Annotated in this window: 18 protein-coding genes, 2 tRNA genes and 1 pseudogene; 18 read left to right on the top strand and 3 right to left on the bottom strand. The window is 46.7% G+C overall.

Annotation, left to right across the window (positions count from 1 at the left end; genetic code table 11):
• Positions 1-72 precede the first annotated feature (72 nt).
• The 5 genes from E7027_03625 (at position 73) to E7027_03645 (ending at position 3,150) form a co-directional block, all read left to right on the top strand.
• Positions 73-672 (top strand): tetratricopeptide repeat protein, encoded by a 600-nt coding sequence (locus E7027_03625; GenBank protein ID MBE6421206.1) that lies wholly within the window; start codon positions 73-75, stop codon positions 670-672.
• 74 nt (positions 673-746) lie between these two features.
• Positions 747-820 (top strand) — tRNA-Met (locus E7027_03630).
• Between the two features lie 106 nt (positions 821-926).
• Positions 927-2,159, top strand: coding sequence for a hypothetical protein (locus tag E7027_03635; GenBank protein ID MBE6421207.1), 1,233 nt, complete (start codon positions 927-929; stop codon positions 2,157-2,159).
• A gap of 36 nt (positions 2,160-2,195) precedes the next feature.
• Complete coding sequence (locus tag E7027_03640) at positions 2,196-2,474, top strand: hypothetical protein (GenBank protein ID MBE6421208.1); 279 nt, start codon at positions 2,196-2,198, stop codon at positions 2,472-2,474.
• A gap of 196 nt (positions 2,475-2,670) precedes the next feature.
• Positions 2,671-3,150 (top strand): prepilin-type N-terminal cleavage/methylation domain-containing protein, encoded by a 480-nt coding sequence (locus E7027_03645; protein ID MBE6421209.1) that lies wholly within the window; start codon positions 2,671-2,673, stop codon positions 3,148-3,150.
• Positions 3,151-3,196: 46 nt separating this feature from the next.
• Here the strand turns inward: E7027_03645 and E7027_03650 are convergent, their stop codons facing one another.
• A complete protein-coding gene (locus tag E7027_03650) occupies positions 3,197-4,681 on the bottom strand; it encodes a sodium:alanine symporter family protein (GenBank protein MBE6421210.1) in 1,485 nt (494 codons plus the stop codon).
• A gap of 178 nt (positions 4,682-4,859) precedes the next feature.
• On the opposite strand from E7027_03650, the gene E7027_03655 reads away from it, so the two are divergent.
• From E7027_03655 to E7027_03670, 4 genes are read left to right on the top strand one after another with little or no spacing between them, the layout of a single operon-like run.
• On the top strand, positions 4,860-5,315 hold the full coding sequence (locus tag E7027_03655) for a hypothetical protein (GenBank protein MBE6421211.1): 456 nt from the start codon (positions 4,860-4,862) through the stop codon (positions 5,313-5,315).
• Entirely contained in the window at positions 5,218-6,363 is a 1,146-nt protein-coding gene (gene nadA, locus E7027_03660) for a quinolinate synthase NadA (GenBank protein ID MBE6421212.1), read from the top strand. Before E7027_03655 ends, nadA begins: the two co-directional genes overlap by 98 nt.
• Positions 6,360-7,196 carry a carboxylating nicotinate-nucleotide diphosphorylase gene (gene nadC / locus E7027_03665; protein MBE6421213.1) on the top strand — a complete coding sequence of 279 codons (837 nt, stop codon included), beginning with the start codon at positions 6,360-6,362 and terminating at the stop codon, positions 7,194-7,196. The genes nadA and nadC overlap by 4 nt, the downstream gene beginning before the upstream one ends.
• Positions 7,197-7,214: 18 nt before the next feature.
• Entirely contained in the window at positions 7,215-8,420 is a 1,206-nt protein-coding gene (locus tag E7027_03670) for a PLP-dependent aminotransferase family protein (protein ID MBE6421214.1), read from the top strand.
• A 123-nt stretch (positions 8,421-8,543) separates the two neighbouring features.
• On the opposite strand, the gene E7027_03675 is transcribed toward E7027_03670, so the two are convergent.
• Positions 8,544-9,899, bottom strand: coding sequence for an acetate kinase (locus E7027_03675; protein ID MBE6421215.1), 1,356 nt, complete (start codon positions 9,897-9,899; stop codon positions 8,544-8,546).
• Positions 9,900-10,037: 138 nt separating this feature from the next.
• Here E7027_03675 and E7027_03680 point away from each other — a divergent pair, with 138 nt between their 5' ends.
• The 3 genes and pseudogenes from E7027_03680 (at position 10,038) to E7027_03690 (ending at position 12,784) form a co-directional block, all read left to right on the top strand.
• On the top strand, positions 10,038-11,249 hold the full coding sequence (locus tag E7027_03680; GenBank protein ID MBE6421216.1) for a hypothetical protein: 1,212 nt from the start codon (positions 10,038-10,040) through the stop codon (positions 11,247-11,249).
• Between the two features lie 83 nt (positions 11,250-11,332).
• Positions 11,333-12,595, top strand: a complete 1,263-nt coding sequence (locus E7027_03685; protein MBE6421217.1) for a type II secretion system protein — start codon at positions 11,333-11,335, stop codon at positions 12,593-12,595.
• Positions 12,596-12,706: 111 nt separating this feature from the next.
• Positions 12,707-12,784 (top strand): annotated as a pseudogene (locus E7027_03690) (prepilin-type N-terminal cleavage/methylation domain-containing protein).
• Positions 12,785-13,238: 454 nt separating this feature from the next.
• Here the strand turns inward: E7027_03690 and asnS are convergent.
• Positions 13,239-14,537 (bottom strand): asparagine--tRNA ligase, encoded by a 1,299-nt coding sequence (gene asnS, locus E7027_03695; protein ID MBE6421218.1) that lies wholly within the window; start codon positions 14,535-14,537, stop codon positions 13,239-13,241.
• Between the two features lie 206 nt (positions 14,538-14,743).
• On the opposite strand from asnS, the gene E7027_03700 reads away from it, so the two are divergent.
• From E7027_03700 to E7027_03725, 6 genes are all read left to right on the top strand, one after another.
• Positions 14,744-14,819 (top strand) — tRNA-Ala (locus E7027_03700).
• A 223-nt stretch (positions 14,820-15,042) separates the two neighbouring features.
• Positions 15,043-17,403: a hypothetical protein gene (locus tag E7027_03705; GenBank protein MBE6421219.1), complete on the top strand. Its 2,361-nt coding sequence runs from the start codon at positions 15,043-15,045 to the stop codon at positions 17,401-17,403.
• Between the two features lie 93 nt (positions 17,404-17,496).
• Positions 17,497-18,726: a histidine--tRNA ligase gene (locus E7027_03710; GenBank protein ID MBE6421220.1), complete on the top strand. Its 1,230-nt coding sequence runs from the start codon at positions 17,497-17,499 to the stop codon at positions 18,724-18,726.
• The gene (gene aspS, locus E7027_03715; GenBank protein MBE6421221.1) at positions 18,723-20,471 is read left to right on the top strand and encodes an aspartate--tRNA ligase; all 1,749 of its coding nucleotides are present in this window, start codon (positions 18,723-18,725) and stop codon (positions 20,469-20,471) included. The genes E7027_03710 and aspS overlap by 4 nt, the downstream gene beginning before the upstream one ends.
• 164 nt (positions 20,472-20,635) lie before the next feature.
• A complete protein-coding gene (locus E7027_03720) occupies positions 20,636-21,688 on the top strand; it encodes a hypothetical protein (protein MBE6421222.1) in 1,053 nt (350 codons plus the stop codon).
• Positions 21,689-21,691: 3 nt separating this feature from the next.
• Positions 21,692-23,488 carry a hypothetical protein gene (locus E7027_03725; GenBank protein ID MBE6421223.1) on the top strand — a complete coding sequence of 599 codons (1,797 nt, stop codon included), beginning with the start codon at positions 21,692-21,694 and terminating at the stop codon, positions 23,486-23,488.
• The last annotated feature ends 59 nt before the right edge of the window (positions 23,489-23,547 follow it).

Below are 23,547 nucleotides of genomic sequence, written 5' to 3' on the forward strand. Positions count from 1 at the left end.
AAAAAAATTTGTACCTAGAAAAAATTAGGACTTTTATTGTATAATTTTCTAGGACTGGAGGATAATTTGACGATGAAAAAAACGATTTTGTTAATGCTTTTAAGTTTAATGGCGGGGTGTGTTACTTTGCCTACTTCTACCGAGTGTTTGTTGCGGGCGGACGGCTATTTCAAAGACGGCAAAGCCGCACAGGCGTTGAAATACTACAACCGCGCCATTGAATTAAACCCCGATAATTTGGAAGCCTACGCTTCGCGCGGAAGCGTACATTTTTTTCAGGGTCATTACGATTTGGCGGAAGCCGATTTTGTGCATGTTCTAAAGGTAAATCCCTATCAAGCCGATGCTTACACGGCCTACGCCAGTACATTGGCCGCCAAAGGCGATTATCAAAACGCGCTCGAAATTCTAAATTTGGCCATACGCTTAAATCAGCGTAAGCCGGAGATTTTCTTTTCGCGTGCGGGCGTAAACTTTATGTTGGGCCACTATCAGGAAGCCATTACCGATTACACTTCCGTCCTCAACCTTTATCCGGCGGGAGATGTATATAACGCGCGCGGTGCGGTATACCTGAAGATGGGCGAAAACGAAAAAGCCCAGGCCGATTTTGATACCGCAAAAGCGGGGGGAATACCGGAAAAATTAAATATTTATTCCATGATAGATTAACTTTCCCCGACGAGAAGAATAAAAAGTTTGCACGAAAGATATTTCTTTTGCTATAATAAATGTACGAGATTTAAGTCACCGTAGCTCAGTTGGTTAGAGCGATTCTCTCATAAGGAATAGGTCGGTGGTTCGAGCCCACCCGGTGACATTTTTTATTACCCTCCCAAGCGGAGGGTTTTTTTATGGAAAAATATTCCCTTAATATTCGTGCAAAAAATCCCAAAATGTACTATCATTAAAATACGGAGATAAATATGAAAAAAACCTTCGCTTCTCTTTTTGTGTTATTTGTGGCCGCTTTGCCGGCTGTTTGTGCATCCACCTGCGAAACCCGCGTGGATCGCCACCAGGACGCTACCACCCGTCAGCGTGTGGCCCATTGTTTAACCCCCGAAGCCGAACCGCCCGCTCCTGCCGGGCCGGAACTTGTTTATTATGGGGTTTCTTCTTCTAAACCGCAGGAAGAAAAAGCCGAAACCGCTAAACCCCGTAAACAAATGTATTTTGATAAAGACGGAGTAGCCGTTTCCAACGATTTTGTGGACACCCGCCGATTTCCCGTGTTCACCAACGATACTTTAAGCGAACAACAGCGCATGGCTTTGGAAGCCGCCGAGAAAAAACAAATCTTACAAGATTCTAAAGCCCAAGAACAAGATGCGTTGTCCGCTAAAAAGGAAAAAACAGCCCGCGCTCCGCGCCGTTTGGATACCCCTGCCGCGACGAACGAAGTACCTGTGCCTGCCGTTATTTCCATTACGCCCGAAACGGCTTCCGTATCCGCCCCCGTGGCCCAAGCCGAGCCTGCCTATCCCGCGACGGCTACCCAAAAAGAAATTTTGCAACGCTATGCTTCCAAACCGGCGGCCATTGCCCAAGAAGAGGAAATTTACGAACGCCCCACTGATGCATCTTCCTACACCGAACTGGTGGAACGCGCTATCGTAAGCCCTTACGGCGATGAAGAATACCCTGACGAATTAGTGGCTCGCCCCCTGCCGGAAATCGTGCCGCCCGTTAAGCCTGCTCCTGCCAAAAAAGAAACGAAAACACAGGAGCCCGCTGTAGCGCAAACGACCGAAGGGGAAACTCAAGTTGCCCAACCGCAGGAAGAACCCCTTTTGGAAGAACCGCAAGTAGATCCGGAGCAGGCCGCTGTTTATGCCGCTTTGGAAGAACAACGCAACTATGCGGCCCGCCAGCAAAAGCCTAAACGCGTGATGAAGGAAGTGGCCCCGCAACCGCAAGAACTGGCCCCGGCCGCCGCTCCTGCCGATGCGTATGGCGATATGCAACCGGTAACTCCCTCGTACCCGACGGATACTCCGCCCGCCGAACTGGCCCAGGCCCAAGCGTTGGAAAACAATCCGGTTTCTCTTCCCGATCCTTCGGCCTATTCCATGCCGGAAGATTTCACGGATGATGATTTGTTAACGGGCAACGAATCTTTTGGCTACAATGCCACGGATCCCGCCATGCAACCGTAACTTGACAAAACACACTTTGGAGATTAGAATTAACTTATGCAAAAGATACTTACTTTTATCAAAAGACCGTATGCAGAAAAAGGGTTTATCGTTGGGACGTTTGATTTGTTAGTCAAATTAGCGGCCTTGTTTGTGTGGTGTTATCTGTCGGTAATTTTGGCGACTTTATTTTTTGATTCCATGTTGCTGGACTATAACCCGCTCAACAAATTGTGGTGGTTTTCTTACTGTTTCTTTATCTTCTTTGGAGCCACATGGCTTGCCTACATTGTGTTTTTTGTGCGCGATTACGACGAAGAGGAAGAAGAGTTTTAGGTTAACTGCCTGATTAAACTTTTTAAGAGAACAAGTTATTGCTTGTTCTCTTTTTTCTTTTTTAAGGGAATTAAAAGAGGTGTTTTTCGCCCAAGGCTTGACCCGTTTTTTTTTTTCTTACAATGTACCTAATCGGCAGGCAGAAGAAAATATAATATCGTTTGTTTGCCGAAAACTTATTTATAAGAGGTTTTGTATGAAAAAGGGTTTTACTTTGATAGAACTTTTAGTCGTAGTGTTAATCATCGGTATCTTGTCTTCGGTGGCGTTGCCTCAGTACAATATGGCAGTGGCGAAAAGTCGCCTTACGGATTCTCTGCAAATTGCGTATGGCGTAAAAAAAGGACAAGAAATCTACTACCTGGCTAATGGTTCTTATGCTGTAAATTTAGATGATTTAGATATAGATTATTCACAAGTATGTCATATGCCCTCGCAGGAAGATAGAAGCATGATACTATGCCAATTTGCTAGATTTGATAATCTTGTCGGGGCGGTATCTACTGGGTCTTCTAATCGTATAAAATTTAATTTTTTTGCTTCTGGGTTTGATAATACAATGAATGGTGATTTAGAAATTGATGTGTGGTTTGCGAATTCAAATAATCCAAACACAACCACTTGCACCGGATATACCGATATGGGAACTAAATTGTGTAAAAATATGAATTTGTAAAATAAAAAACCCCGCCTAATCAGCGGGGTTTTTTAGTAAGGTTTTTTTAATTCTTTTTTCCGACAATATTTTTTAAGTTTTTTGCCGTGGTTTTAACAATTACTTTTCTAAAGCACCACAACGCCCAAATATTGGGAAGGGTCATCATGGTCATGGTCAAAATTACCAAAGCCCACATAAAGCGGGTGGATACATTAGCCTCGGCGGTGCGGGTTAAAGAGTCCGTGATGAAAAAGTCCCACGAGAAACTGGTTCCAATCCATGCCCCGATAAATACCAGCGCAATAAAGAGCACGCGGGAAGGTTTAATCAGTTTATTGCTTCCTTTGCACAAGAATTGAAGGGCTTTTTCCGTGTAATATCCCCAACCGATAATCGTGGTAAAAGAGAAAATTACGAGCGAAAAAATAAGAATCGGCGTGCCGATATAGGGCACCGTTTTGAACGCGCTGTTGCACAGGTTAGCCGCGTACACATTGGGGTTTTGCCAATCGCCCGCGAGCACAATTACAATACCCGTAAGCGAGCAAATAAAAATCGCCCAAAAAACAGAAGTAGCCGACACAATGGCCATTTGCGTAGCACTGCGGGTTTTGGCTGCCGCCGCCGCAATGGAGGCACTCCCCAAGCCCGCTTCCGTAGCCAGTACGGCACGCGTAAACCCGGCCGTAATAGCGGGGATAATACTTTGCACCAGCGCCATAATTCCTACACCCACCGCACCGCCAACGGCGGCTTTACCGGTAAATGCACTTTTGATTACCACTAAAATCGCAGACGGAACTTCAGAGAAATTCATCACAATTACAATGAAGGCAAGCAGTAAGTACAGCCCGCCCATAATCGGCACCAACCACTCCGAGTAAGCGGCAATTCTTTTTACACCGCCGATAATTACAATGCCGGAAAGGAAAGCAACAATTACCCCGATATACCACGGGTTCAAATTGTAGCCTTCGCGCAAGGCATCGGCAATGGAGTTGCTTTGTAAGGCGCTTCCGGCGGTCAATCCCATTAACAAGGTTCCCACGGCAAACACAACGGCCAACCACTTGTATTTCAAGACATTGGCCAAGTAATACATCGGGCCGCCGACATATTCCCCGTCGGCCAGTTTGACGCGGTACTTAAAAGCAATTAAACACTCGCAGTATTTAATGGCAAAACTGAAAAAACCGGCTACTATCATCCAAAATAAAGCCCCCGGGCCGCCTTCGGCTACGGCGGTGGTCACCCCGATGATGCTGCCCGTTCCTACGGTGGCACCAATCATCACCGCCAAAGAACCGAAACTGCTTACCATGCCTTCGGAATCTACTTTGGCTACGGATAATTTCATGGCAGGCCACGTATATTTTTGCAGAAAGTTTAAGCGAACGGTAAAATAAATTCCTAAAAACAAGAGAAGAAAAATCATGGGAGGGCCCCAAATCAGTGCGTTAAATCCGTTCATCACATCATACGCACTTTGTACGGAAGGTTCCGCCAAGAACGCCGAAAGGGCGTTCCATAAATTAAGCAAACTTTGCATAGTAAAGATTCTCCTAAAAAATGGTACAACTTAAGATTTTATCAAATATAGAAGTCAGATAGTAAAAATAAAATGATTTTGACGGAAAAAAACTTTCCAAAACCGCATAATATGATATATAATTTTAGTAGTGTTATTACGCGCGTGTGTAAGGCGCATATCATTAAGGAGACGGGTTATGAAAAAAATTTTTACTGTAGTTGCGGCCGCCGTATTGTGTGCGGCTTGTTCGTCCAACAAATCTAATGTTAAAACGGCGCAGGCCTCTAATGTTTCTGCCAAAGATGCCAAATATCAAATTATCGACCAGGAATTTGACAATCTCTTGGCGCCGGAAACCGATTATGATACTTTACCCGCTTATGAACTCCAAGCCTGCGGCGATTCTTACTTGCCTCCCGCCGAAGTGAAATTGAAAGGCACCGAAAAACCCGCCAAAAAGGCTGCTAAAAAAACTGCGGTCAAAAAGACGGAAGAATCTTCCAACACCAATGTAACGAAGAGTAAAAAGGTAATTAACACTACCAACATTTACTATGTGGACGGTTCCGGCCCGGATACTTCCACCACAACCACCCAAACTACCTACTCCTCTAACGAGGTATTGCCGGAAGATTTCCCGGACACGCTGTAAGCGTATGTTAGAAACTTTAGAAAAAGAAACCCAACTGACTCAAGAAGCCCATAGACTATATGGGCTTCTTAACTCTGTTTCCAAGACGAACTGCGCCAACTGGACTTACGAAGATTGTTTGGCGGCTGCCCCTTACACCCTTTCCATAAACCGTTTTAAGAAGGAAAAAAATGCCGTCATTTTAGCCCACTCCTATACCACTCCCGATTTGGTTTACGGCGTGGCGGACTATCGCGGCGATTCCTACGAATTGGCACAAAAAGCGCGCGAGTGTTCGGCGGATATCATCATTTTTGCGGGGGTATGGTTTATGGCGGAAACGGCTAAAATCATTAACCCTTCCAAAACGGTGTTAATTCCGGCCGGTCATGCCGGGTGCAGTTTGGCTGATTCCATGACGGGGGAAGATGTAAAAAAATTGCGCGCGGCGCACCCCGGTGTGCCTTGCCTGTGCTATATTAACAGCACCGCCGAGGTAAAAGCCCAGTGCGACAGTTGCGTTACTTCCGGCAATGTCTATGATATTGCCCAAAAAATGCCCGGAGACGAACTTATTTTTGTGCCGGATACCTTGATGGCCCAAAATTTAGATGCCGAATTAAAACGCCGCGGAACGCCTAAAAAAATTATCTCTGCCGGCGGTACTTGTTGCGTACACGATAAGTATTCGGCCGAAAATGTGGACGCGTTGCGTGCCGAACACCCCGGTATCCGCGTGGTAGCCCACCCCGAATGCCCCATTTCCGTATGCGAAAAGTGCGATTATGTGGGCAGTACCAAAGGCATGGCCTCGTATGTAGCCGGTAGCGACGGGAAACTGTTTGGTATGTTAACGGAGTTCGGGTTGGTGAACCGTATGCAGGCCGAACACCCGGACAAACAATTTATTTGGCCGTTTGGCACTTGCAGTTACATGAAGCAAAACACATTAGCAAACACTTTGGAAGCGCTTGTTGATCCGCGCCCCGAGCAATTGGTGCAGGTGGACGAAAAAATTGCCCTGGCCGCCAAAAAATCTATTGATAAAATGTTCGAGTTAGCCCAATGATGATTCTGGATAAAATTATAGAACTTGCTTTGCAGGAAGATTTAAGTTTGGGGGATATTACCTCCGACACGATTTTTACGCCCGAAACCCGGGCCGAAGCCGCCATTACCGCCAAGGAAGATTTGGTGTTGTGCGGTATGGAAGTGGCCAGAACTGTCTTTGCCGCGGTGGATCCTGCCGTAGAATTTTTACCGCTTAAAAAAGAGGGGGATTTTGTATCCAAAGGCGAAAAAGTGCTTCTCTTAAAAGGCCCGGCTCTTTCTATTTTGAAGGCCGAGCGCACCGCGCTTAATTTTATGCAACGCATGAGCGGTATTTCCACGGCTTCGCGCGAATATGCCGCTATCGGCAATAAATACGGCGTGATGATTGTGGATACCCGCAAAACCCAGCCCGGCTTAAGACGCTTAGATAAATATGCCGTGCGCGTGGGCGGGGCACGCAATCACCGTATCAGTTTGGCCGACAGCGTGATGATTAAAGATAATCACATTGCCGCCGCCGGTTCCATTACCGCGGCCGTTGCCAAAATTAAATCGGTTATCGGGCATACCCCTAAAGTGGAAGTGGAAACCACTAATTTGGACGAAGTAAAAGAAGCCTTGGCCGCCGGGGCGGATATCATTATGTTGGATAATATGACCCCGGAAGAAATTTTGGTTTGCAAGCAGGAAATTGCAGGCCGCGCCATTATTGAAGTATCCGGCGGGGTGAATAAAGATAACCTGGAAAGTTACTGCAAGACAGGGGTAGATGTTATTTCCATGGGTGCGCTTACTCACTCGGTACCGGCTAAAGATTTAAGTCTAAAAATAGTACAATATATTAAATAAAGAATTAGAGGAAGATGCATGGATTATAATAAACTTTTTTCTTTGGTGGTCTCCCGCTCCAAAGCCTCTGCTATCCGGGAATTGTTAAAAGTTATTTCCCGCCCGGAGATTATTTCGTTTGCGGGGGGATTGCCGGATCCTGATTTATTCCCTACCCAAGATGTTGCCGATATTATGGCCGAAGTGGTAAAAACTTCGCCGAAAGAAGCCTTGCAATACGGTACGACCGAAGGGCAAGGAACCTTAAAAAAAGAACTCGTAAAACTTTTGAAGGAAACCGAAAATATTGATGCCAAACCCGAACAGTTATTAGTGGTTTCGGCTTCGCAACAAGCCTTGGATATGACGGCCCGCCTGTTTGTAAACCCCGGCGACAGCATCATTACCGCTTCTCCTACCTATTTGGGGGCTTTGCAGGCTTTTCAGGTAGTAGGGGCCCATATCGTGGGGGCGGAAAGCGATGCTTATGGCATTTTGCCCGAAGATTTAGAGGCTAAACTGGAAGGGCTTAAAAACCAAGGAAAACAATGTAAATTTGTGTATTTGGTGCCTGATTTTCAAAACCCCACGGGTACGACTATTCCCGAAAAACGCCGTCAGGAAATTTTAGAAATTGTAAAAAAATACGATACCTTTATTTTGGAAGATTCTCCTTACCGCCAAGTGCGTTTTGAAGGGAAATCTCCCCGTACTTTTTACGAAATAGACGGCGGGCAGGGGAATGTAATTACCATGTTCACTTTTTCTAAAGTGTTTGTGCCGGGTTTCCGCCTTGGGTTTATCCTCGGGCCCGAAGAAGTTATCCGCAAATATGTCATTTTGAAACAAGCAATTGATTTGTGTACTTCGCCCATTTTGCAGTTGGCCACGGCAGAATACCTGCGCCGCGGCTTACTGCAAGCCCATGTGAATAAAATTATTGATTCCTACCGCGAAAAACGCGACCTGATGTTAAAAACTTTGGCCGAGTATATGCCGAAGAATATCTCTTGGACGCGCCCGGAAGGGGGGCTTTTCCTGTGGCTTACTTTGCCTAAGCATATGGACGCAACGGCCCTGCTGCCCAAAGCCATCGAAAACAAAGTGGCGTTTGTGGCGGGGGTAGATTTCTACCCGGCGGGTGATGTGTATAACGATATGCGTTTGAACTTTTCCTACTCCTCTAAGGAGCAAATAGTGGAAGGTTTGAAACGCTTGGCACAAACGATTAAAGAAAATCTTTAATTGCGTGCGAAAACGAAACGACTGTGCTTTTGTTTTAGAACCCCTCTTTAAGAGGGGTTTTTTACGGTATATAGAAACAGAAAAAGCCCGCCTTTATAAGGCGGGCTTTTTGATTTGTAAGCACTATTTGTTTTTCAATTCTTCGGGCAGATTAACGGCGGCCTTTAAGAGTTGCGGATTCTTTTTTGCATCTTCAATAAAGGCTGCATCGCGTAGTTTGTTGCGGTAATCTTTCTCTTGGAAAATATAGCGGAACTTGGTGTAAACATCGTAAGTTCCGGCCAAGAGGGCCACAATATCCTGCACCCCTACGATTTCTTCGTCGGTGGGGATAACAAATACTTTTACTTTGGAGTTATCGGCCGAAATACAAGATTCGGCTTTATTGGTTTCGGCGCAAAGGTTCTTTTCTTCGTCAATAATAATGCCGAAGTTTTCTAACCCTTTAAGCACCATGGCGCGCACATTGCTGGCGCGTTCCCCGATGCCGGCGGTAAAGACGATACTGTCCAAACGGCCCAGGGCGGCCATATACGCCCCGATATATTTTTTAATACGGTAGCATTGTACATCTAACGCGAGTTTGCACAGTTCATCGCCGTTGGCGGCCCCTTTGCGTACATCGCGTTGGTCGGAAAAGCGATCTCCCGTGAGGGCAAACATACCGCTCTTCTTGTTCAAAATGGTATACATTTCTTCCGGGGACATGTTAAGTTTTTTCATCATGTGGAAGCAAATGGACGGATCCATGTCTCCGCTGCGGGTACCCATTACAAGTCCTTCAAGGGGGGTTAATCCCATGCTGGTATCCAAGCATTGGCCGTTTTTTACAGCCGTTACGCTGGCACCCGCGCCGATATGGCAGACAATGGTGTTTACTTCATCTACATTTTTGTCTAACAATACGGCGGCACGGCGGGAGGTATAAAGAACGGAAGAACCATGAAAGCCGTAGCGGCGGATATGGTGTTCGGTGTACCAGTTGCGCGGCAACGCATACATATAAGAGGAAGCCGGCATGGTTTGGTGAAAAGCCGTATCCATTACACATACGTGGGTAACTTCGGGTAACAGGGCGCGGGCCGCTTCAATACCCATGATATGGGCCGGGTTATGTAAGGGGGCTAAATCGGCAATGTTTCTTAATTCTTCCACTACTTTATCGTCCACGATAACAGATTTGGCAAATTTGCCGCCGTGTACGATGCGGTGCCCCACCGCGCTGATTACATTGATATTTTCAATGACGCCGTGTTCCGGGTGAGTGATGGTTTCAATTACCAGGTTGATGGCATCTTTATGGTCGGCACAATCCTTTTGTAATTCAAAGGCAGGGAGGCCGGGTCTGTCATGCGAAATAGAAGAGCCGTTAATGGCAATGCGTTCTACCACACCGGCACAAAGGCTTTTTTTGTTGTCCCAGTCATAGACACTGTATTTTACAGACGAACTTCCGCAATTCAAAAATAAAATAATCATTGTTTATTTTCCTCGTCAAAATATGTAAACGGAAAAAAATTTTCCTCACTATCATTGTAGCAAAAATACAGCACGAAAATAACCGTAATTTCTTGCACTTTGTTTTCGGGTTTGTTACCATACTCAAAAGGAGTTTTTATGAGAAAAACAATTACTTTTCTTTTGATGAGTTTATCATCCGTTTTTTTAGGAGCCCAAAGTTTCTATGCGCCGGGCCAAATTCAAGATGTGGCCGGTACACCCGGTAAACGCAGTTTTGCCGGAGACGGGGGGGATTCTCTTGCCGCCCGCTTGGCTAATCCCCTGGGGGTGGCAGTTGACAGACGGGGGAATATCTATTTTTCGGACACGCTCAACCACCGTATCCGTAAGGTGGATCAACGCACCGGACGGATAGAAACCGTGGCAGGGACGGGGGAAAAAGGGTTCAAAAATGATGGCGGTAATGCCGAAATGGCTACCTTAAACGGCCCGACGGGAATAGCCTTTGATACATTAGGGAACTTATATATCGCCGATACGGGAAACCAGCGTATTCGTATGCTAACCCCCAACGGCTATTTATATACCGTAGCGGGAGACGGGCGTAAAGGATACAATGGGGACGGCATGCGTCCTAAGGCTTCCAGTCTTAGAAATCCCACCGGGGTGGCCGTCAGCCCGCGCGGGGAAGTGTATTTTTCGGATACCGGCAACCACTTGGTGCGTAAAATAGACCGTCAAACAGGTACGCTTATAAATGTGGTAGGTACCGGTGAACGCGGAAACGACGGAGACGGCGAGTTGGCTTCCAATACGCGCTTAAACCGCCCTTCCTCTCTTGTTTTTGATGATAAAGGGAACCTGTTTGTTGCCGATACAGGAAACCACCAAGTTCGTTGGATAGAGCCCCGCAAAACACTTACTTTTGTGATAGCCGGTACGGGGCGCCGCGGTTTTTCGGGAGAGGGAGACAGAAAATGTACGGACAGCCAATTCAGCAACCCCACAGGTTTAGCTGTAGATAAAAAAGGGCGTTTGTATATTTCCGATACGGACAATCAACGAATTCGCCGTTTAGTGGTAGAAAGCCGTATGGATAGCAAAGTAGAAACGGTGGTCGGTAACGGTAAACGCGGCTATAATGGTGACAGTATGGACGCATGGGACGCGGAACTGGCCTACCCGGGGGCTTTGTTTATTACTCCGCACGATATGCTTTATTTTGTGGATACGGGCAATAATTTAATTCGTAGGGTACATCGTATTTCCACGGTGGATGCTCCGGTTACGCATCATGCGTACGGAACGGGAGCGGCCCAACCGGACGAACGAAATTTCTTACAAGTTTTGTTCGGTATTGGGAAATGAAAAATAATTCTAAAAAATTTGAAAAACCGATTATTTCTAGTATAATTATTATAAGGGAAATAATTTTCCCCGGAGAATTCAATATGAAATTAAATAAAAAGAAAAAAGCATTTACATTAACGGAACTCTTGGTGGTAGTAATTATCATCGGGGTATTGTCTGCCGTGGTGCTTCCCAAGTTTAACAAAATTGTGGAAACCCGCAAAACGACGGAAGCGGAAGAACTGATGGCGGCGGTACGCACGGAACAGGAAAAACGCTGTGCGTTGGATAAGAATTATTTAACCGATAGCGACAAGTTAACCGATGTGTTAACTTCTACCAATACCAAAAACTTTAATTACTCCCTTACCGACACAGGTATTAAGGCTGAGAGCAACGGGAAATATAAGTACGAATTGCAGATGCCGTCTTATGCGGACGGACGCATTTGTTGTGCAAACAGAACGGAGTTGGAGTGTTTGAAATTAAATAAAGACTATCCGTTATGCAGTGAACTGATTGCCAAGGCAGATTATGACGAGGGAAAGGCTTGTGCGGGGACGACAACACCTGCTGTTCCGCCCGTAATCCAATGTCCCGGTTCTGCCACCGAAAAATGCGGCTGTAACAACGCGGGAGAAAGAACGCGCACTTGCAATACTTCTACCGGTGAGTGGAGTGAATGGAGTGCGTGTACTGTTGCAGATGAGTGTGAATGTACAGGTACCAAACCGGCTACCTCGCAAACTTGTAACTCTTGCGGTACTCAAACCAGAACGGTAACTTGTAATACTTCCACCGGCGAGTGGAGCGCCGGAAGTTGGAGTACCTGCAGCAAAACAACGGCGGAATGCTCCTGTAAGGCTACGCCTGTTTACAGTAAATATCATAGCGATGCTCCCCCTAGTGGTTATGATGGGGGCGGTGAATTTTTTGGAGACTATGTGTATATAGATTATATTTCTGGATATGAGTGTAAAGACGGGGCCGGTAATGCTTGCGACGGGTGTAAAATACCGTCTTGCAGTGACCCTTCTTTCTTTAATGCACATAAACAGACTTGCTGCAAAACGGAAATGAAATCTCACCCGTCCTGCTGTACGACTGCCGTGAATGTACAACAAGCTTGCGGTTATGTCCCCCAAGGACAGCAGTGTAATAAGTGGACTTGGGAGTGTAAAAACATTGCAGGCGAAAGTTGTCTTGGTTGTTCTATGATGATGGAAACGACTGGAGACGAGGAACCGTTGCCGGACGATTATGAGCCGACCCCGGGAGAAGGAACGGATTTTTCTGACCGTTTTGAGGATGTTGATATAGATAAGGAACTTGTCCTCGAAGATATTCCTTCCCTTCAGTTGTAATTTTTTATAAAAGCATCACAATAGCAGGCGCCGGTAACCCCCGGCGCCTGTTTTTTTTGTACAATTTCCTAGGAACGCTTTATTGACCATTAACCTATTTAAGGAGTTTCTATGCAGAGAGGTTTTACTTTAATTGAACTGTTAGTAGTGGTGTTAATCATCGGCATCTTGTCGGCGGTGGCACTCCCGCAGTACCAAGTGGCGGTGGATAAAACCCGTTTTATGAATTATCTTTCTCTGGCAAGGAGCGTAAAAAGAGCGGAAGAAATATACTATATGGCCAACGGCACTTACACGCGTCACTTGGCCGACTTGGATATTGATTATTCCCACGCCTGTACCTTAGCCTATGTCAATGAGTGGCAATGCCCCGACGGATATTTTATCGATATTGTGAGTGCGAATAATTTACCTACGGGAGCAATACGTGTAGCATTATGCCCGGGATACAATACAGGAAGTACCGCTTGCTACGCAAACAAAATGGCTACCGTTACCGTAGTGCTCGATCACCCGACAGGGACCTATTATCCTGGGTGTGTATCTACCGGAGACAGAGGAAAGAAAATCTGTAAGAGTTTAGGCGATTTGGCAAAATAAAAAACCCCACTTTTTGAGTGGGGTTTTCCTGTAAGATTTTGTACTAGGGGTGGATTTTATCCATCATGCGGGCGAACGGAATTGTTTCGCGCACGTGTTGGAGTCCGCAAATCCAGCGAACCATGCGTTCAATTCCCATGCCAAATCCGGCATGCGGCACGCTTCCGTATTTGCGTAAATCTAAATACCAACTGTATCCTTCGGGGTCGAGGCCTTGTTCTTTGATGCGTTCCACTAAAACATCGTAATCGGCTTCTCTTTCACTTCCGCCGATAATTTCACCCGCGCCTTCGGGCCCGATTACATCAACCGCCAACACTACTTTCGGGTTTTTGGGGTCGCGTTTCATGTAGAAGGCCTTAATAGCGGTGGGGTAGCGGTGAATCATGATAGGGGTATCGTAATCTTCCCCGAGAAGGGTTTCTTCGTCCCCGCCAATGTCTCCGCCCCACGGGGTATCGTTGCCTTTTTTGTGTAAAATTTCAATGGCGTCCGTGTAGTCGATACGGGGGAAGGGTTTTTCCACCGTGGCTTGGAGTTTGGTAGTGTCGCGGCCTAAGGTTTTTAGGTCGGCCGCACAATTTTTAAGTACTTGACCTACAATGTATTTAATAAAGTCTTCGGCCAAGTCCATGTTATCGTCCAAATCGTTATAAGCCACTTCGGGTTCTACCATCCAAAATTCCGTCAAGTGGCGGCGCGTTTTAGATTTTTCTGCACGGAAGGTAGGCCCAAAGCAGTAGGTGCGGCCCAAGGCCATGGCAGAGGCTTCCCCGTATAATTGTCCGCTTTGGGAGAGGAAGGCTTTTTCGCCGAAATAATCGGTTTCAAAAAGGGTGCTGGTGCCTTCGCAGGCGGCGGGGGTTAAAATGGGGGAATCCGACAGGATAAACCCGTTTTTATGTAAGTATTCGCGGATAGCAAAGATGATTTCGTCGCGCACGCGCAAAATAGCCGCTTGACGGGCAGAACGCAACCAAAGGTGGCGGTGCTGCATCAAAAAGTCCGGGCCGTGTTCTTTGGGGGTAATCGGGTAGTCTTTGGCTAACTGGACTACTTCCAGGTTGGTTACGCCCAACTCAAAACCCAAGGGGGAGCGTTTGTCCTCGCGTACGGTACCGGTAACGATGATGGAAGATTCTTGGGTTACTTTGTCCCCCAAGTCAAACAGTTCCGGCGACACTTCGCCCTTAAACATAACACATTGGATAATGCCGCTTCCGTCGCGCAGTTGCAAAAAGTGCAATTTCCCGCTGGAGCGTTTATTATAGAGCCAACCTTTTAACGTAATTTCTTGGCCTAAGTATTGGCCGACATCTTTGACTCTTATTTTGCTAGCCATAAATTCCCTCGTAAATAATAGTAAAATGAATATATATATTCTATCTTTTTAATAAAGAAAATGAAATCGTGTTTTTATAATGAGAGAGAAAAACACGTAGAAAACCCACCATAAATTAAGTAAACGAGAGAAACCTTTTCTTTTCTCTCTTGGATATGCTATAATAAATAAGTCCTAGTTACGGCGGTGCCGTAAACCGATTTATCGGGCGTGTAGCTCAGCTGGGAGAGCGCCTCGTTCGCAACGAGGAGGTCGTCGGTTCGATCCCGATCACGTCCACCATTTAATAATTCTAATAACCCCGCCCGAGCGGGGTTTTTTTATGTTGAATTTTGGCGCCGTTTTACGCGAGTTCGCCGAAGGTCGTCGGGTAATACGGTATAATTTGCCACCATTTAGACCCCGCCCGAGCGGGGTTTTTAATTTTATATACTTTATCCATAGTGCTTTTCTTGAATTTTGTTGGAAATCCTTTATTCTATGATTGACGATTTGTTTATTTAATATGAAAAAAATTACCTTATTGTTTTTACTACTCTTTATTTATCCGTCCCTTGCTTTTTCTTGGGGGATTATGGAGCCTTGTTTGGCCCGCGTCAGCCAAGATAAGCGTTGTTTTGTTGAAAAATTATCGCGTGCGGGGAATTATCCTTGCATTTCCGTTAAGTTGGAAGGGCCCCGGGTGGAAGGAGTTTCCGCGCAGGAATTAAAACAAATTTCTCAGGTTGCCCTTAAAGATTTAAGCGCAGCCTTCCATCGTTGGTTTGGCCCGGTTCGTTCCCAAATTGTTCAGGCGGGCCGTGCCGAAGAGTTTGCAGATTTTTTGAACATTTATCCCAATGGGGTGCGGGTATTTTTAGAAGATAAAAACACTCCTTCTAACCCGCAATGCTTAAATCTGGCCCTTTATCTTTCCAGCGGGGGAGTTTCTACATGTGCTGATGCCAATGCTTTGGAAAACAGAATCCGTTGGTACACCTTTAATTATCGTTTCCACGACGGAGGCGGTTATTCTTTATCGTCTAGGGGGTGTCCTCCGGAATCTGTAGTAACGCATGAGGTGGGGCACTTGATGGGCTTGGCAGATTTGTATTGGAATAAATTAAATCATGATTCCAATATCACCCAAGAATTTTCGCTCCTGTCCGTGGGGATTTCTACTTACGAAATGGAAAAATATTCCGTCATGACTACCGCCCAAGCAAATTATTCCGTGCGTTGTGATGATTTGGACGGCATTATCAATATGTGGGATGTGTTGCTTGCCAAACAAGGGAAAACTTCTCCCCGTTGGGAAAAAGGCTGGACAAGTTTCTGCCCGGCATACCAAGCCAAAAACTTTCGCTATGCCTACGGGCAACCCTACCGCAGCGAGGAAGAAAAAAACACCAATAAACGCAGAATAGAGGCCATCAATTGGTTCGAAAAAGGCGCTTTGGAGTGGCAGAAAGAGTATGAGCGCTTGGGAGACGAAATCGCGCGTTTAAATAAAAAATTGGAAACAGCCTCCGAACAAGGTGTTTTAACCACGCTTGATTTAATGGATTCGGCCCGTATGAATTATTTAGCGGAACGTCAAAAGAAAGTCGGTATCATTTATTCCAGCATGAACGAGATGGATGATAATGATAAGATAGGTTTTTTGGGTGTGTACGACAAAGTCCAAGCCCTTATAGCGCAAGACCCGGATATTGCCCCCGGTAAACCCTTATACAACCCGGAAAAATTGGCCCGGGCCACCCCTTACGAATACCATTTGTATGCAGCAGTAGAGAAGAAAAAACATGTGTGTCTGTCTTGCGGGAAAGAAATTGAACCGGACGAAGAACTTTCCTCTGTTTCCAGAGGGCATGTGTTCTATTTCCACGAGGATTGCCCCAGACGGGCCAAAGCTTCTCAATCTCAGGAATATATCCGCAAATACCGTTACGACCGCGAGCAAACAAAGGCTCCTATACTTTCGTATGCGGAATTGTATAAAAAAGCGTTGCGGGAAGGGATAGACTTTCAAGTGGCTTCTATGTCTGCTTCTCCCGCTTTATCCATGGTGTCGGTTCCTCCGTTAGAAGAGGTGGCCAAATCGGCCGCGGTGCCGGATATAGATGTATTTGCCACTCATTCCGCTAAAGAAACATTGCCGCCTGCTGCAAGTACGCCCGTTAAGGGGGGGCTTTCTGCAAAGCAGGTTTCTGCGCCTAAAGATACCAGACAGCAACCGTCTACTAAACCGCAAGGAAAACCGAAGGTGTTGCCTGCTGCGCCGGAATCTAAACCGGTGCGTAAAACACCCGCCACCCGCCCGGAATCTTCGAGTAAAGCAAAAGCAAAATGCTATGTGTGCGGGAAAGAAATGGAAGAGGGAGCCTATCACTCTTTCGCGCAAAGTAAACATGTTCATAAAAAGGGGGAGTGTGCCTTGCGCGCTTTTACCCAGTATCATAAAACTGATGCGGAAAGTTTAGCCCGCTACGAAGGATTTTATTTCTTACATGTGCCGCAAGATGTCGTGCAGGCTAAGGCTGATATGCGTTCTTTGGGAATTACGGTGGCCGATGTTCGAAATTATATTTCCCAACAACAGGAAACTCAAAATCGCTTATTGCAAGAACAACAGGCTTCTCGCCGTGCCGAAAGCGAGCAGGCCTCCTTGCGGGAAAAGTGCCGTTTTTATATGAATGTTTCTCAAGCAGATGTGGATCTTTTTAAGCAGGAAAACAAACGCGCCCTAACCAAAGCGGAAAATAAAAAATCTGCAGGGGGAGTGCTGAGTAAAAAACAGGAACGCTTGTTGCGGCAGTATAACCAACTGTTGGAAAATTTCAAAATAACCCAACAATGTGCCGTTTTGGATAAAAAAACGAAGTAAAACTCTAATCAAGAAACCGAAAGGGGCCGTTTGGCCCCTTTTTTCAAACCTCCGCTATCCCTTAAACACTTATAAAATGCTAAAATTAAGTATATGGCTAAACTTGTACGCGGGTTTCGGGATATCTTCGAACCCCAATCTAAAAATTTTACGGAACTTGAAAACTGCGCAAGAAGCGTGTTTTCCCTCTATGGTTTCGGCGAACTTCGTTTGCCGACGGTAGAGTTGAAAGAACTTTTCATTAAATCTACGGGCGAAACGACCGACATTGTTCAAAAAGAAATGTATGCTTTTGAAGATGCCGGCCATCGCCAACTGGCTATTCGCCCCGAAGGAACCCCCGGGGTGGTGCGTGCCTATTTGGAAAATAATTTTGTGCAAAACGCACCGGTGCAGAAACTTTACTATATCGGTAATATGTTTCGTGCCGAGCGCCCGCAAGCGGGCCGCTACCGCGAGTTTGAGCAAATCGGCGCTGAGTATTTGGGTAACTCCGCTCCCGCGGCCGATGCGGAAGTGATTTTAATGCTCAAAGATATTGTGGCCAAATTCGGGGCTAAAAATTATAAGGTAAAAATCAACAGTCTCGGGTGCGATAAATGCCGACCGCTCTATCGCCAGGCTCTTATTGATTTTCTTTCTAAAGAAAAAGACACTTTGTGTGAAAATTGCCAGACCCGTTTGGAAAAAAATCCGCTCCGTGTATTAGATTGTAAATTGGACGGAGCCCGTTTTGCGGGTCGCGTGCCTACTATGTGCCTTTGTGAAGATTGCCAAGTCCACTTTGACGAAGTGCAAGCCCTGCTGAAAGGAAAAATTGATTTTGAAGTGGATCCCATGCTCGTGCGCGGGTTAGATTACTATTCCCGAACCGTGTTTGAATTTCAAGCGGGAGATGCTTCGCAAAATGCCATTGCCGCCGGCGGCCGTTACGATACGCTCGTAAAAAATATGGGGGGGCCTGCTACTCCTGCCATCGGTTGGGCCATGGGTGTGGAACGGGTGATTATGTCTCGCGGAGAAGTGGCGGCGGAAAAACCCAAGAGTGTGTATTTCGTGTCCATGGATAAAACCTGTAACGAAACGGCTTTCAATTTAATGCAATCTTTGCGTTCGGCGGGCGTGCGCACCGAAGGCGGCCTTTTTGATAAAAACATCAAGGGCCAAATGAAACAAGCCGACCGTTGCGGTGCTTCTTACGCGCTTATTTTGGGTACGGACGAATTAGCCGCACACGAAGTTACGCTTAAAGATTTGGAAAGCGGCGAACAAAAAAGGATTTCTTTTGACGCTTTAACTGACGAGGTAAAAAAATTAGTATGAAGAGAACCAATTATTGCGGGGAAATTACATCTGCCCTGCTCGGTACTAAACAAACCCTTTGCGGGTGGGTAAACAGCTACCGCAACCACGGGGGAGTATTATTTTTAGATTTGCGTGACCGCACCGGTATCTGCCAAGTGGTGGTAGAGCCTTCCAGCCCTTTTTTTGAAACGGCTTACGGCCTTCGCAACGAGTATGTAGTGGAAATTACGGGTACGGTAAAAGCCCGTATCGAAGGAGCCGTAAACCCGAATATGAAAACGGGTGAAATAGAAGTGGTGGCGGAAGAATTAAAAGTATTAAATACTTCTATTGCGCTCCCGTTTGATGTGGAAAAATCCCGCTCGGTTGCGGAAGAAATTCGCTTAAAATACCGCTACTTAGATTTAAGAAACCCGCAAATGTTTGCCAACCTCCATCTGCGCCATCGCATCGCCCAAGCGGCTCGCCGTTATTTGGACGAACAAGGTTTTATCGAGGTGGAAACCCCGGTGCTTACGCGCTCCACGCCCGAAGGCGCGCGCGACTATTTAGTGCCTTCCCGTGTTCACCACGGCGATTTTTATGCCTTGCCGCAAAGCCCCCAAATGTTCAAACAAACATTGATGGCCAGCGGTATCGACCGCTATTTCCAATTGGCGCGGTGCTTTCGCGATGAAGACTTGCGTGCCGACCGCCAACCCGAACATACGCAAATCGATATGGAAATGTCCTTTGTTACTATCGACGATATCCACGAAATAGTGGAAGGCATGATGAAGGAAATTTTCAAAACGGCCGGTAAAGAATTGCAAACTCCTTTTATTAAACTTCCGTTCGAAGAAGCCATGGAACGCTTCGGTTCCGACAAGCCGGACTTGCGCTATAACTTGGAACTGAAAAATGTAGCCGGTGTTTTTGCCAAAACGGAATTCAAAGTGTTCAAAGATGTCCTCGCCGCCGGCGGTGCCATTTATGCCTTGCGCGGGGAAGGCGGCGCTTCCTATTCCCGCGGTCAACTCGATAAACTGACCGACTTGGCTAAAAAGAACGGTGCCAAAGGCTTGGTGTGGATAAAAGTGAAAGAAGGGGCGTTTGAAGGCCCTACCTGCAAATTTTTCACGCAGGAAGAAATGTCTTCCTTGCAAACGGCCGTGGGTGCCCAAAACGGCGATGTTATTTTAGTCGGGAGCGATTTAGTTAAACGCACTTGCCAAAACTTCATGGGTGCGCTTCGCAAAGAACTCCTTAAAGGTTTAACCAAAACGAGCGATTGGGCTTTTGCGTGGATTACTAACTTCCCGTTGTTGGAATATATCCCTGAAGAAGACCGTTGGGACGCCGCCCACAACCCGTTCACCGCAGCCGTGGAAGAAGATTTGTCGAAATTGGAAACCGACCCCGGCTCCGTGCGTTCTTATCAGTTTGACCTCGTGTTAAACGGGAACGAATTGGCTTCCGGCTCCGTACGCAACTGCCGCCGCGAAGTGCAGGAACGCATCTTGGCGTTAATGAAACACTCCAAGGAAGAAGCCGCTCTTCGCTTTGGTATGTTGTTAAATGCCTTGGAGGCAGGAGCTCCTCCTCACGGCGGAATCGGGCTTGGGTTGGATCGCATTACCGCGCTTTTAGCCGGGGAAGATTCTATCCGCGAAGTTATTGCCTTCCCCAAAACGGCACAAGCCGTCTGCCCGCTGACGGAATCTCCCAATAAAGTTGATGACAAACAACTGGAAGAATTGGGAATTGAAATCAGCAAAAAATAGTTGTTTGAACAATCTAGAAGGGAGCCCTTAACCGGGCTCTCTTTTTTTATAAGCAAAATAGGTCTTTTGAAGGAATAGAAAATAGGTCTAAAGGCCCTTGTATCCGCGAAGTAAATTGAGTAACATATTCTAGAGGTGATCCCTACGCTCATCGTGGTAAAATTATGAAAAAAAATTCTTTTTTATTTCTTTTGTTGTTTGCGCTTGGTGCGCTTGTTTCTTGTACTCCTCCCGAAGAGGAAGTACACCCCAAACGCCCTTCTCAGCGTTCGGCTAACTTAAAGCATTATGTTTCTAAAGCGCAAAATTTGCGTGCGCAGGCATTGGCCCGTTCTAAGCCGTTGGTATCTAAACCGCTTTTGTCTGCAGATGTGTTTGCAAAACTGCACTTACAGGAAGATTCCCGCCTTTCCGCTTTTTTGACCGATTACCAAAAAAAATTGTCTGCTTCCGTGCGGGCGGCTTCCGCTGCGCGCGTGGCTGACAAAGCCGGCAAGTTGCTTACCAAATTCAGAAATGAAGTGGTTGCCACTGCCAAAGAGGCTAAAACTCCGCAAGAATTAAAAGAAAAAATAGCCGCTTTGAACGACGAAAACACAAAAGCCTTAACCGCTTTAACGCAGGAAGAAGAAACCCACACTTGGAATATTCCCGATAAAAAATTGCTTGCGTATTCTCAACAGATGTTAGAAGACTCTTCCAGAGTGCTCTATAACGATATCCTGCGCGATTACGGATTGCCCTGCGCTCAAAAAGCCTTGCCGATTCTCAAAAAAGCGGGGGACGACTCCTGCTTGGTGCTTTCTTCCGCACCCACTACGGAAGATGTGGAAGAAGAATTAAAACGCGTGGCCGCGGAAGCCGACAGCGCTTTTAACGAAGTATTGAAAAAATACGGGAATCCTTCCGTCCATTTTAAGCAGGAAGAAATTTCCGCCATTTCTGCCGAAGCAGCGGCTTCGTACACGGAATTGGAAAAACAATTTGAAAAATTATATGGGTTGGGGGCTGTTTCCCAAGCCAAACCCATTTTTGAATCCTACCAAAACGGGCTTCAAACCCTTCTTTCCAAGCCGAGTCGTCTGAGTAGCAAACAAGAACAGTTGGAAAGATTGGAAGGCAACTTCCGCGAAGAAATCACCTCGTTGCAAGTTCGCTTGAACAGTGATTTTGAACGCCGCGCCATGGCCCGGCGTTTATCGGCCACGGTGGAATAAAATATGGAAAAAAAATCTTTGCTTCTTCAATTAAGCATTTTGATTATCGTGTTGCTGGGGGCCGGCCTGGCGGCGTTGCGTTGGTCGGGCGAGGAAGGAGTTTCCCACTCTTATAACAAGGCCCGCACTTCTTCGGGTTATGCCCAACAACCGCCGACTCGCGAACCTTCTTTTGAGAATTTGAAAAAGCAAGAAATGCTGGGGCTGGCCCCTTCTTCGCCGCGTACTGGAGCGAGATATGTAAGAACTCCCGACGGTCGTCTTGTTCCTGCCGGGCCGAGGTCTTCAACTGCGGCGAATCTCTCTGCCGATATGTCCCTTCCTTCCGGCCGTCCGTACGCCTTAGGCGGTCGTCATGGGGCTTCTGTGGGAAATTTACCGCAAAACTCTTTTAACCCCAAAGGCCTTTCCAATATCAATTACAATAAATACGGTTCGTCTTCTGCGGGAACTTCCGCAGGGGGAACTGTGGCGGGGGGAGAAGGTGCCGCCCGCGCGGCAGGGGTTTATCAACCGACTGTTGCGGAGCAGCAAGCGCGCGAACTTGCGCCGTATATGGCTTCTTTAACTAATAAAGACCGTGCCAAAAAATTACAACAACAATTAAATGCCGTCACTCTTGGGGTGGAACGCGCCTTGGCGAAGGCTTTACTTCCTAAAAGTAAAAAAGATGCCAATATCGAAAAATACCTGAACAGAAACGCTTCCCCGCAAGCCGTAGCCGCCGGGCCGTTTGCCGGGGTTATCCAACAAGTTGCCGCCCAACGCGCAGGCGTAGTCAGCAGTATGGGAAACGCGTTTGGTAAAGAGGCCGCTAAAGAAGCGGGACAAGTGATGAGCGATTATCAAAACGAACTTTCTTCCGCGCTTACGCAACCCGGTCAAACGCAAGAACAATTAGCGCAAAAAACGCGTGAAATCAGTCAAAAGTATAATGACAAACTCCAAAAGGTAAGTGAAAAGCACGGCTTTCAACAATTCTATGCCGAAAGAGTTGCCAAAGACAATCAACTCAAAGAAGAGCTTTCCAAACATTACGGGCCGGAAATTGTCGCCGCGGCCGGAGCAAAAATTGATGCCGCACGCGAAAAAGATATGCTCCTTGCAAGGCAAGGATTGCCTGCCGAGGAGTATTATAACCAGCAACTCTCCAACCAACAAAGCCGCCGCAAGGAAATTGAGGCCGTTATCACCGGTGCGGGGAAATCTACTCGTGGTTTATTGGAAGCCGAAAACCAGTTGGAACAAAACGAAGTAGCCCGTGCTTTAGAGGCGGAGGAGTCCGGCCAAAAACAAGTGCGCGTGTATCGTGCTTCCGAAGAAGAATTAACGGCTATCGGCACTTCTCTTTCTCAAGAACGCAAAGAAAAAGTACAGGCGGCCGATTCCTTGTATGGGGCGGAAGGCGCGCAACGCATGGACGCCGTTTACCAACGCTATTACCAGGAATATATGCGTATTTGGAACGACCCGGAAACTTCCCGCACGGAAAAACAAGAAGCCAGCATGAATTTGCGTCAGGAAGTGAATAACGAAATTGACCAAATCCAACGCGACCCGTCCTTACAACAAGCGCGTGTAACCCGTCAGGTAGATGCGCAAATGTCGCAGATTATGGACAGTATGTCGGGTGCTTCGCCCGAACAGAAAGATGCGGTGGAACAGCGTGCCCGCCCGATATTAACCGAAATGTACGAACGCGCAAATGAAATTCAAAATTCCAACTTGCCGGAAGATGAAAAACAACGCCGCTTGCAACGCGTGCAGGAAGACGCACAACGCCAACTTTCGGCTATCTAACAAAATTGTTTTACCAAGCAAAACACCCCGATTATTCGGGGTGTTTTTTTATGGATATT

The sequence above is a fragment of the Elusimicrobium sp. genome (genome assembly GCA_015062115.1).
GTDB lineage: Bacteria > Elusimicrobiota > Elusimicrobia > Elusimicrobiales > Elusimicrobiaceae > Avelusimicrobium.

Bases quoted from the DNA above. Each gene is read 5' to 3' on its own strand.
- E7027_03625 (MBE6421206.1), top strand. From the start codon at position 73: ATGAAAAAAACGATTTTGTTAATGCTTTTAAGTTTAATGGCGGGGTGT.
- E7027_03635 (MBE6421207.1), top strand. From the start codon at position 927: ATGAAAAAAACCTTCGCTTCTCTTTTTGTGTTATTTGTGGCCGCTTTG.
- E7027_03640 (MBE6421208.1), top strand. From the start codon at position 2,196: ATGCAAAAGATACTTACTTTTATCAAAAGACCGTATGCAGAAAAAGGG.
- E7027_03645 (MBE6421209.1), top strand. From the start codon at position 2,671: ATGAAAAAGGGTTTTACTTTGATAGAACTTTTAGTCGTAGTGTTAATC.
- E7027_03650 (MBE6421210.1), bottom strand. From the start codon at position 4,681: ATGCAAAGTTTGCTTAATTTATGGAACGCCCTTTCGGCGTTCTTGGCG.
- E7027_03655 (MBE6421211.1), top strand. From the start codon at position 4,860: ATGAAAAAAATTTTTACTGTAGTTGCGGCCGCCGTATTGTGTGCGGCT.
- nadA (MBE6421212.1), top strand. From the start codon at position 5,218: ATGTGGACGGTTCCGGCCCGGATACTTCCACCACAACCACCCAAACTA.
- nadC (MBE6421213.1), top strand. From the start codon at position 6,360: ATGATGATTCTGGATAAAATTATAGAACTTGCTTTGCAGGAAGATTTA.
- E7027_03670 (MBE6421214.1), top strand. From the start codon at position 7,215: ATGGATTATAATAAACTTTTTTCTTTGGTGGTCTCCCGCTCCAAAGCC.
- E7027_03675 (MBE6421215.1), bottom strand. From the start codon at position 9,899: ATGATTATTTTATTTTTGAATTGCGGAAGTTCGTCTGTAAAATACAGT.
- E7027_03680 (MBE6421216.1), top strand. From the start codon at position 10,038: ATGAGAAAAACAATTACTTTTCTTTTGATGAGTTTATCATCCGTTTTT.
- E7027_03685 (MBE6421217.1), top strand. From the start codon at position 11,333: ATGAAATTAAATAAAAAGAAAAAAGCATTTACATTAACGGAACTCTTG.
- asnS (MBE6421218.1), bottom strand. From the start codon at position 14,537: ATGGCTAGCAAAATAAGAGTCAAAGATGTCGGCCAATACTTAGGCCAA.
- E7027_03705 (MBE6421219.1), top strand. From the start codon at position 15,043: ATGAAAAAAATTACCTTATTGTTTTTACTACTCTTTATTTATCCGTCC.
- E7027_03710 (MBE6421220.1), top strand. From the start codon at position 17,497: ATGGCTAAACTTGTACGCGGGTTTCGGGATATCTTCGAACCCCAATCT.
- aspS (MBE6421221.1), top strand. From the start codon at position 18,723: ATGAAGAGAACCAATTATTGCGGGGAAATTACATCTGCCCTGCTCGGT.
- E7027_03720 (MBE6421222.1), top strand. From the start codon at position 20,636: ATGAAAAAAAATTCTTTTTTATTTCTTTTGTTGTTTGCGCTTGGTGCG.
- E7027_03725 (MBE6421223.1), top strand. From the start codon at position 21,692: ATGGAAAAAAAATCTTTGCTTCTTCAATTAAGCATTTTGATTATCGTG.